The following is a 10,362-nucleotide window of genomic DNA, read 5'->3' as shown; positions in this document are numbered from 1 at the left end:
GGCTAAAACCCCAGGTCAGATTTAGTTGCACCGGCAACTGCGCAATCTAGATCCAGGCGGGACCGGGCCCGCCACGGAAGACCCAACCCGAACATGAATCGAGGCGGGTCACTCACGCGGCCCCACCCCAGATCATTCATACTTGACCGCTGGATCTAGCAAAACTGGCCGGTGGATTTAGATCGCATTCGCCTCCAGGAACGCGGCTAAAACCCCAGGTCAGATTTAGTTGCACCGGCAACTGCGCAATCTAGATCCACCGCCCCCGAGCACCACGTGAGCAGGCCCGCGAACGACACCCCGCACCGTCCCCGGACCGGCCCCGCGACACACCCCCACGGCGAGACCGCGAAAACTAATTTCCCGGAATGTGTTGCGCATCACCCACCAAGTTGGATAGTGTCGTGGTCATGCGAAAGCCGATTCTTCTACGAGCCCTAGTACTCAAGGTGGTACTACAGGCCACCGACCCCAACGCGGAGTAACCGACTCCCCGCGGTGTGGGGTAGTGGTCGTTAGCCACCCAGTACAGCGAGTCGGACGCCCCACTTAGAAAACCGCGAAACGTAGAAGGACATCGACGTGTCTTACACCTCGACTCAGCACACCACTTTCACCACCGACTCCACCACCCCGAACCAGCAGATCCAGCACGCTCCAGCTCGCAATGCAGAGCTCGATCCATTCCAGATCCGCTTCGACTCCCCACGTCGCCTGCCACGCGAACTGCGTGAGGAAGCAATGGGGATGAGCTGGGCACTGTTCAGTGCCACCTTCGCACCGACCCCGACCGTCAAGATCTCTGATATTGAGGTCTCCCGCGAGAACTGGTGCTACACCACCTACGCAGCTGACGTCACTCGCACGTCGAAGACATTCCCGCCGGAGACCACGCACCACGAGATCACCACCTCCGGTCCGGCGCACGCATTCAGCGCAATGTTGGCTGAGGCTGACCGTTATGTTGAGATCCTGGAATTCCACCAGTTCGAGCTCTTCGAGGCCACCTTCACCGCGATCAAGGTCGCGCACCAGATCAACGAGCGCAGCACTGCTTGGGCTGTCGGCTTCGGTTCGACGAGCGAGAAATCCATCGCCGCAGCAATGGCTTCGGGCGCACAGCGTATCTACGGCTGAAAAGAAACTGCTTAAGGCACTAGCCGTTAAGTTGGAATAAATCCAACGCCCCACACATAGAACTAAATAGGTAAACTGCAAAACGTTGGCCGCGCCAGCTTTTGACGCGCCTTTTTGATTTGGTTGTACTTAGTTTTTCCCAAGTTGGCAGGGTGTCTTACTTGCTCGCGCGCTGCTGGTTGCCCCGTTAACCAGCGTCTTTAAGACCCCCGCCGGAAAGATACTTGGGAGGGCCGTGACACTGTGATCACCTTGCTCATCGCGCTGATCGCCGCCACAGCTGCCGCACCTTTCGCGGTGCGCACATTAGGCAGGCCAGGCTTTGGTCTTCTCGCGCTTGTGCCTGGTGCTGGATTTGTGTGGCTGGTTTACCAGTTCGCGAATGGGACATTCCGCAATGGTGGCGAGATCCTCGCCTCGTATCCGTGGATGCCGGGAATCCATCTGAATATCGAGTTCAGACTCGATGCTCTGGCAGGGCTGTTCGGGCTGATTGTGCTCGGTGTCGGCGCATTGGTGCTGCTCTATTGCTGGGGGTATTTCGATTCCAATCCGCGGCGCCTGAGCATTTTCGCAGCAGAGCTGACCATGTTCGCGATGGCCATGTATGGCCTGGTCATCTCGGACAACTTCTTGATGATGTACATCTTCTGGGAGATCACGTCGATCCTGTCGTTCCTGCTGGTCTCCTACTACGGGGAGCGTGCATCGTCGCGCAGGGCGGCAACACAGGCGCTGTTGGTCACCACATTTGGTGGTCTGGCCATGCTGGTGGGCATCATCTTGTTCGGTACCCAGACCGGGGTGTGGAAGCTGTCGGAGATCGCAGCTCTGTCGGATCTGCAGTCTGTCCAGGGGATTACCCCGGCTGTCGTGCTGATTCTGCTGGGTGCGCTGACCAAGTCGGCACAAGCACCCTTCCACTTCTGGCTACCAGGCGCAATGGCGGCGCCAACACCGGTGTCGGCGTACCTGCACTCCGCTGCCATGGTGAAGGCAGGGGTGTACTTGGTGGCGCGGTTGGCGCCGGATTTTGCGTCGATAAGCGTGTGGCACCTCGTGGTGCTCCCTGCCGGCGTGTTCACGATGCTGCTGGGCGGTTGGATGGCGCTCAAACAGCGCGATTTGAAGCTGATTCTGGCGTACGGCACTGTCTCTCAGCTCGGGTTTATGACTGCGGTGGTGGGCATCGGCTCGCGTGAAGCGACGATGGCTGGCCTGGCGCTCGTGTTCGCGCATTCACTGTTCAAGGCCGCTCTGTTCATGATTGTTGGCGCGATTGATCACGCCTCCGGCACGCGCGATGTCCGCGAGCTTTCCGGTCTCGGCCGTCGGGAGCCGCTCGTGATGGTGTTGGCCATGATCGCGGCGGCATCGATGGCGGGCATTCCTCCGCTGTGGGGTTTCGTGGCCAAGGAGGCCGCACTTGAGGCGACGCTGCACGAGGAAATGCTCGTGGGCATGCCGCGCAATGTGCTGCTCGTCGGGTTTGTGCTCGGCTCAATCCTGACGATGGCGTATTCAATTTATTTCCTGTGGGGCGCCTTCGCGCGCAAACCACAGCAAGACGTTCGCCGCGAGCTTGTCCACGGCACGTCCCCCGCCGTTGCCAACATGGACCGCATCGAATTCCTCCAGTGGGCCCCGCCGGGGTTGCTCGTGGCACTCACCGTGGTCTTTGGCGTCATTCCGGCTCCACTGTCGAACCTGATCAACCAGTACCTGGGCGTGCGCTTCCCGCATGGGGAGCACCAGGAACTGGCGCTGTGGCATGGTCTGACCATCCCGCTGGCGCTGAGCGCGGTGATCATCGCGTCAGGTGCGGCGATGTTCTGGCAGCGTCAGCTGGTTAAGAAGGCGCAGTTTGAGCGTCCTGCCTTGGGCAATGCAGATGCGTTGTGGGATGCGATGTTGAGGGTGCTCCGGCAGGCGTCGCTACGCTTGACGGCATCGACGCAGCGCGGTTCGTTGACGATCAACCTGGCGGTGATCTTCAGCGTGCTGCTCGTGGTCCCGCTGGGCGCACTAATCTCCGGAAACATGGCGGTCACGCACATGATTCTGTGGGACAACCCGTGGCAGGGTATCACTGTTTTGGTGATGGTGGCCTGCGCAGTCGCCGCGACCGTGATCCGCAACCGTTTGTCCTTGGTCATCCTGGTCGGTCTGACTGGTTATGGCTCTGCCATGATCTTCGCGCTACACGGCGCGCCGGATCTGGCGCTGACACAGGTGCTGGTGGAGACCTTGGTGATGGTCGTATTCATGCTGGTGCTGCGCAAGCTGCCCACCGAGGTGGATGTGCGTAAAGACGCCGATGTTCGTCTGCGCGCCTGGTTGGCAGTGGGCACTGGTTTCTCGGTGGTCGTCGTCGCAGTCGCGGCGATGTCGGCGCGCATCCACGAGCCGATCTCGCTGCTCATGCCACGCCTGGCCTACGAGATCGGGCATGGCCGCAATACGGTCAACGTGCTGCTGGTGGACCTGCGTGCAGGCGATACACTCGGCGAGATCTCCGTGCTGGTCATCGCCGCTACGGGCGTGGCCAGCCTGATTTACCGCACGCAGTCCTTCACCCGCGATTCGCGTCGTCCGACGCTGTCCACACGCCGCCCGCGCTGGCTCGCATCGGGTGTGGAGGGCGAAAAGGCCCAGAACCGTTCGATCATGGTGGATGTGGTCACCCGCCTACTCTTCCCGGCGATGGTGCTTTTGTCCGCATACTTCTTCTTCTCCGGCCACAATGCGCCCGGCGGTGGTTTCGCCGGCGGGCTGGTCATGGGGCTTGCCCTCACGTTGCGCTACCTCGCCGGTGGCCGCGACGAGCTCGAAGAGGCACTCCCGGTCGATCCGTCGAAGTTGCTGGGCGTTGGCCTGCTGCTCTCCGGCGCGGCCGCGGTGATCCCGATGTTCATGGGCTACCCACCGCTGACCAGTGGTTATATCGAGCCGGAGATACCGCTGATCGGTGCGGTCACCATTCCATCGGCACTGCTTTTCGACGCCGGCGTGTACACCATCGTCGTCGGCCTGGCCATGCACATTCTCACGTCCCTTGGCGCTCAGATCGACCGTGAAGAGGACGAGCGTAAGGAGCGTGCACGTGATCGTGCCCGTGCTCTGCAGATCAAGAATGAGGAACGCAAGCGTGCGCGTGAGGAGAAGGCGAAGCAGCGTGCTTCCGCCCGTATCGCCGAACGCGCTCAAAGGGCAGGTCAAGCGGTGAAGGAACGCCGCGTGGATAGACGAGCTAATTCTGAAACTGGAATATCAACGTCACGGACTGGGGAGGTGCAGTAGATGGAAGCGAATCTTTTCCTCCTGATCGCCTCAGGCGTACTCATCGCAGCGGGCGTGTACTTGATGCTGGATCGCGCGATGACGCGCATGTTGCTCGGTGTCATGCTGATCGGTAACGGCGCTAACCTGCTGCTGCTCCAGGCTGGCGGCCAAGCGGGAGCACCGCCGATCTTGGAGCGTGAATCCATCGTCACTGACAAGGTGGCTGATCCGCTGGCACAAGGCATGATCCTGACCGCGATTGTCATCTCCATGGCGATGGTGTCCTTCATCCTAGCCTTGCTGTACAGGCAGTACCGCTACCGCGCCGATGATGTGATTGAGCACGACGCAGAGGACCAGGCAATCGCCGCGCGTCCGGCCACGCCATCGGCTGCACCGGATGCGGATGCCTCCGATGACCCGGAGACCGGCCGCCTGCGCAGTGGTGGGGATGCCTTCGGTCCGCGCTCGTTTGAGGAGCCGGTGAAGGAGGTCCGCAAGGATGCCTAGCCCTTCCTTCTTCGAGTCGTACGTCGACCTGCTCCTGCCGGTCATGCCCTACCTGATTCCTCTGCCGGTGCTGTTGCCCGCGATTGCTGCCGCGCTGATTCTTCTGGCAGGTAAGCACCGCATGCTGCAACGCAATATCGCCTTCATCACCTTCCTGGTGCTGGCGGTGGTCGCGGCATCGATGATTCTGGTGGCGGATATCGCCGGTATCCAGACACTTCAATTAGGTGGCTGGGATGCCCCGATCGGCATCACATTCGTGGCTGATCGTCTGTCCGGCATCATGCTGTTCGTCTCCGCGATCGTGCTGTTCTGCGTGATGTGGTTCGCGATCAGCCAGGGTATTCGCGATGGCAATGAGAACGACCCGGTTGATGTGTTCCTACCCGTGTACATGCTGTTGTCCATGGGCGTGAACCTGTCGTTCCTCTCGGGCGATTTGTTCAATCTTTATGTCGGCTTTGAGATCTTCCTCGTGGCCTCCTACATCCTGCTCACCATGGGCGCATCCCCACAGCGTGTGCGCGCGGGCATTGGTTATGTGATGGTGTCCATGGCATCGTCCATGATCTTCCTGTTCGCCCTCGCTTTGGTGTATGCCTCGGTGGGCACGGTGAATATGGCGCAGGCGGGTCTGCGCCTGGAAGAGATCCCGGACGGTACCCGCACCGCGATCTTTGCTACCTTGCTGGTCGCCTTCGGCATTAAGGCAGCGGTCTTCCCGCTCGATGCGTGGCTGCCGGACTCCTACCCCACCGCCGCATCCTTGGTCACCGCGGTCTTCGCCGGCCTGCTGACCAAGGTGGGTGTGTACTCAATTATCCGCGTGCGCGTGACCATGTTCCCGGACCAGCCGCTGAGCCACCTGCTCATGTGGGTCGCACTGGCCACCATGATCATCGGCGTGATGGGCGCACTGGCCCAGAATGACATCAAACGTCTTTTGTCATTCACCCTGGTCAGCCACATCGGTTACATGATCTACGGTGTGGCCCTGGGCACCGAGCTGGGCTTGAGCGGCGCGATCTTCTACGCCGTCCACCACATTTTGGTGCAGACCTCCCTATTCCTGGTGGTCAGCCTCATTGAGCGCCAGATGGGTTCCTCGCAGCTGCGTCGCCTTGGCTCACTGCTGTACACCGCACCGTTGATCGCGCTGCTGTACTTCATCCCAGCCCTCAACCTGGGCGGTATCCCACCGTTCTCCGGGTTCATCGGCAAGGTCCTGCTTATTCAGGCGGGTGCCGAGGAAGGCTCGTGGCGCTCCTGGGTCCTCATCATCGGCGCAGTAATCACCTCACTGCTGACCCTCTACGCCATGATGATCGTCTGGTCCAAGGCTTTCCTCCGCGACCGTTCCGACGCCCCCGAAGGCAATGTCGTCTCCGTCCGCGTCAGCCCGCTCGGCGATGTCTCCGACACCGTCGCCCTGGAGGACAGCACCGACGCCGGCCGCGTTCCCGCCGGCATGGTCGCTTCCACGGCCACGCTCGTCGCAGCATCCGTGGCCATCACATTCCTCGCCGGCCCGATCTCCGCGATCACCGGCCGCGCCGCCGACTCCGTCCTGGACACCAACCTCTACCGCACGGCAGTCCTCGGCGAAGACTGGTCCAATCCGTCGCGCACGCTCGACACGCAAAAGCTTGACGACGGCTCCGATGCCCTCCCCAACCGCGTCCGCGAAATTGAGGAACCGACTGCCGGCGTAACTACGGTGCCTGTGCCTGAACCAGCGGAAAATATCGAGCAGGCTCCCGCTACCCCCTCTGAGGAGGCGAACTGATGAGCATCCAAGAACGGCCCACGCAGCACCGGACTCCGCGCCGCTCTTTCGGCGGTCACGTCTCCGACCGCTACCGCCCCTGGTTCATTTTCTGGCTCACCCTCATGTGGATCCTGCTCATGGGTGAGCTCACCTGGGCGAATATCTTCGCCGGGTTTGCGCTCGGCTTGATTATCACCATGGTCCTGCCGCTGCCGAAGCTGCCCACCGGTGGCGTGAGTCTAGACACCCCCAAATTGATCGGCTTCCTCATCCGTTGGGTCGGCGAGCTGATCGTCGCAGCTATCCAGGTCTCCTGGCTGGCAATCCGCCCGGCGGACCCGCCGAAAAGCGCGATCTTCAAAGTCCCGATGCGCCTCAACTCCGAGCTCGCACTGTACTTCGCCACCTGCGCATACAACCTTCAGCCTGGTGGCTGTGTCACAGACATTGACCTGGCCAACCGAGTCTGGACCATTCACGTTTTATCCGCGGGGACGCAGAAAGATGTGGAGAAGGCACTGGCGGACGTCGATAAGCTTGAGCGCTCGATGATCGCTATTTTTGAGAAGAGAAAGGCCCACTAAACATGGATGACGCGATCTACAACTCCGTGCTTACGGTAGCGGCGGTGCTGCTCGCCGCTGGGTTCATGATCACCACGTGGCGGCTGATTGTCGGGCCGAATTCGCTCGACCGCGTGATCTCCATGGACGGTATTGTCGCCTCGCTGCAATGCGCGCTGGCGACCTATATCTGCTGGACACTCGACACAACCGTGGTCAACGCGATGGTCGTCGTGGCCTTGCTCGGCTTCATCGGCTCGCTGTCCGTTGCCCGCTTCCGTAAGAGGGACGGTGCGCTTTAGATGAACGTGAATTGGGAATTTATCACCGATGTCCTGTCGCTGATCTTCATCGTTGCCGGCGCACTCCAGGTGTTCTTCGCTGCCGTCGGTGTTGCACGCTTCGACACCGCACTCGCGCGCATTCACGCCGTGACCAAACCGCAAACCGTCGGTCTGATCATGGTGATCCTCGGCGTGATCTTCCGCCTCATCGGCTCCGAACACTTCGACGTCGGCCAGCGCGGCGACGTGGGCATGCTCTTCCTACTCGTACTGTTTGCGCTGATGACCAACCCCGTCACCGCGCAGCGCCTCGGCCGTGTCTCGCGCCGTGAGGGCCTCTACGGCGACGAGGACGCCATCGCCATCAACGAGCACCCCGGCGACCTGCGCGCTTAGGCGCTGGGCTTAAGCGCTGGCCTGCCCGGCGCGCAGCTCCGCAACCGCCTGGTCAACCGCGCCGTGCCAGTCGCCCGTCGCCTCAAACACCGCGCGTTGGCGCTGGTAGGCCGCACCATTTTCCACGATCTTGTTCACCAAGTTCAGCTCTTCAACACAGCCAAGACGCTTAGCGACGCCCTGCAGCTGCGCCACCATATCCTTCAGCTCATCGGTGACCAGGCGCTCATCCGTATCACGACTGGTGATCACCTCAGCCTCAAGACCGTAGCGCGCTCCACGCCACTTATTTTCCTCCACATGCCACTGCTGCAGAGTGGGCAATTCCTCGCCCCGGTCGATCATTTCGTCGTAGTACACGACCAGGCAGTGCGTCAGCGCGACCACCGCGGCGAGCTCTTCCAGGTTCGTCGCCGCATCCGAAATACGCACCTCGACGGTGCCCCACTTGGCGGCGGGTCGGACGTCGAAATGCATCGAGCCCGTGTGTGACGTCACGCCCGACTTCGTCTGGTCGCGCATGAAATCAACCCATTCCTGCCAACTACCGAACTGGTACGGCATGCCCGCCGTGGGCAGCTGCTGGTACAGCATCGTCCGGTTCGACGCATAGCCCGTATCCAGGCCCTCCCACGCCGGACTCGATGCGCTGATGGCCAGCAGGTGCGGGTACTTGGTCATTACTGCATTGATGATCGGCCACACCCGATCCTCATGCCGGATCCCCACATGCACGTGCGTACCCCACAGCAACATCTGCTGCCCCCAGTACTGCGTGCGATTGATGATCTCTTTATACGTCGGCTTATCCCCCACCGGCTGTGTCCGGAAATCCGCGAACGGATGACCGCCCCCCGCCCACAACTCAAAGCCCTTCTCATCGGCGACCTGCTGGATCTTGTCCTTCGTCTCCTTCAGATACGCCATCGCCTCACCCGTGTTTGTGCACACCGGGGTGACCAACTCAATGGTGTTCTTCAGAAACTCCTTTTCCAGATGAGTCTCCGGCCAGCGCCTCTCGACCTCCTCAATGACCTCCGCCGCATACGGCACCAAATCCCTGGTAGTCGGGTCAACGAGAGCGATCTCCCATTCCACGCCCAGGCTCGGGCCCTCCGAACGGTTGAAATCCCGGAACGGATCCATCGTGGCCTGGTTTGCTGGCACAGTCATTCTCTCTGAATACGTCATGGACCGCCCCCGCGCAAATCAGTGCAGGGACGGTCCAAGGTTTAGTTTCACGGGCTTAGCTTTGCCGCGCGTTTTACAGGTTCACTTCGCGGTTCTCCGCTAGCACCAGCGTCAGCGAGCCCGGCTTTTTCGCCTCCGCCGGAATGCTGTCATTATTCGGGATCGCAATACCGCCAACCTTGTCCGCCAGCTCACGTGCACGATCCTCTGCACCCGGGGTCGCCGGGTCAAACAGCACCGTGTTCTGCTCGAAGATCACAGACTCACCCGGAATATTTCCGACCTCGCCCACCTTCGTGCCATTTTCACGCACCTGGCCAGCCACCCGGTCAGCAAAGCCCGGCACCGCCGAGTTGTTGTACACGTTGATCGTCTGGTTCTCAGCGGTCATCGCGTTAGCGCCGCTTGCACCATTTGCGCCGTTTGCGCCTTCCTGGGCCCCGTTTTCATTGCCCGGGCCACGGTTCTGGTCCTGACCGTTCGCATTCTGCGCGTTCGGGTCCTGCTGGTTCTGGTCCTGACCGGTTGCACCCTGGCCTGCCTGGCCCGTTTGGCCCTGACCATTTGTGCCTTGGCCATTGCCGTCCTGCGCCGACTGATTCGTCTGCTCATTAGCAGCCTGATCACTCGAGTCGCCCTTGGTCATGGCATAAATACCCCACAGGCCAAGCAGCAACGCGACGGCGATCAGGATCATCGCGAGCCCACGTTTCGGCACACCACCTGCAACAGCGCCGGCACCCGAGCCAGCCGCCGCTGCACCTGCAGCTCCTGCGCCTGCTGCGACAGCACCAGATCCTGCGATGGCGCCGACCGGCACTGCACCGCGGTCGTCCTCATCGTCTTCGTAATCTACGTACTCTTCTTCGAGTTCGTCTTCGTCCCGACGGTGGTGCTTGCCACGTGCCACTGGCTCCGTAGCAGCTGCTTCGTACTCGGCATCGGTGTCGGTTGGGTATGCGTCGCGAGCCTCGTAGTACTCATCCAGCGCCTCATCAAAAGAGCCATCACCGGCGGTCTCGTAGTGCTCCGGATCAGCAAGCTGCTCGCGGTCCTGCAGTAAATCGTCGTTTTTGTCGCGGCCAAAAAGCTTTCGGGAAATGCCTTCGCGGCCGTTTCGCGGGTCACGGTTACCAGGGTTCACATCAGTCACAACAGTCACCCTAATGTGGTCGCGTCCCCGATCTTCTTCACGACGCGCCAAATCCCCCAACTATGCGCTGCATAGTCC

9 protein-coding genes are annotated in these 10,362 nt (G+C 61.1%); 7 read left to right on the top strand and 2 right to left on the bottom strand.

The features are described from left to right. Nucleotides 1-582 precede the first annotated feature (582 nt). From Q0X21_RS06895 to Q0X21_RS06865, 7 genes are all read left to right on the top strand, one after another. On the top strand, nt 583-1,137 hold the full coding sequence (locus tag Q0X21_RS06895) for an acetyl-CoA acetyltransferase (RefSeq protein WP_297851114.1): 555 nt from the start codon (nt 583-585) through the stop codon (nt 1,135-1,137). Nucleotides 1,138-1,380: 243 nt separating this feature from the next. After that, nucleotides 1,381-4,437 (top strand): Na+/H+ antiporter subunit A, encoded by a 3,057-nt coding sequence (locus tag Q0X21_RS06890; RefSeq protein WP_297851113.1) that lies wholly within the window; start codon nt 1,381-1,383, stop codon nt 4,435-4,437. Then, entirely contained in the window at nt 4,438-4,929 is a 492-nt protein-coding gene (locus Q0X21_RS06885; RefSeq protein WP_297851112.1) for a Na(+)/H(+) antiporter subunit C, read from the top strand. After that, nucleotides 4,922-6,715, top strand: coding sequence for a Na+/H+ antiporter subunit D (locus tag Q0X21_RS06880; protein WP_297851111.1), 1,794 nt, complete (start codon nt 4,922-4,924; stop codon nt 6,713-6,715). The genes Q0X21_RS06885 and Q0X21_RS06880 overlap by 8 nt, the downstream gene beginning before the upstream one ends. After that, nucleotides 6,715-7,281 carry a Na+/H+ antiporter subunit E gene (locus Q0X21_RS06875; RefSeq protein ID WP_297851110.1) on the top strand — a complete coding sequence of 189 codons (567 nt, stop codon included), beginning with the start codon at nt 6,715-6,717 and terminating at the stop codon, nt 7,279-7,281. Before Q0X21_RS06880 ends, Q0X21_RS06875 begins: the two co-directional genes overlap by 1 nt. 2 nt (nt 7,282-7,283) lie before the next feature. Next, nucleotides 7,284-7,562, top strand: coding sequence for a monovalent cation/H+ antiporter complex subunit F (locus Q0X21_RS06870; RefSeq protein WP_297851109.1), 279 nt, complete (start codon nt 7,284-7,286; stop codon nt 7,560-7,562). Beyond that, nucleotides 7,563-7,940 (top strand): monovalent cation/H(+) antiporter subunit G, encoded by a 378-nt coding sequence (locus Q0X21_RS06865; RefSeq protein ID WP_297851108.1) that lies wholly within the window; start codon nt 7,563-7,565, stop codon nt 7,938-7,940. It begins immediately after the preceding gene. 9 nt (nt 7,941-7,949) lie between these two features. Here the strand turns inward: Q0X21_RS06865 and Q0X21_RS06860 are convergent, their stop codons facing one another. Next, nucleotides 7,950-9,086, bottom strand: coding sequence for a glutamate--cysteine ligase (locus Q0X21_RS06860; protein WP_297851118.1), 1,137 nt, complete (start codon nt 9,084-9,086; stop codon nt 7,950-7,952). A 118-nt stretch (nt 9,087-9,204) separates the two neighbouring features. Continuing rightward, the gene (locus Q0X21_RS06855) at nt 9,205-10,284 is read right to left on the bottom strand and encodes a LytR C-terminal domain-containing protein (protein ID WP_297851107.1); all 1,080 of its coding nucleotides are present in this window, start codon (nt 10,282-10,284) and stop codon (nt 9,205-9,207) included. Nucleotides 10,285-10,362: the final 78 nt, after the last annotated feature.

The sequence above is a fragment of the uncultured Corynebacterium sp. genome, from assembly GCF_947253065.1.
Classification (GTDB): Bacteria; Actinomycetota; Actinomycetes; order Mycobacteriales; family Mycobacteriaceae; genus Corynebacterium.
The sequence above is the reverse complement of the archived record's forward strand: the minus strand, read 5'-3'. Positions and strand labels throughout refer to the sequence as shown.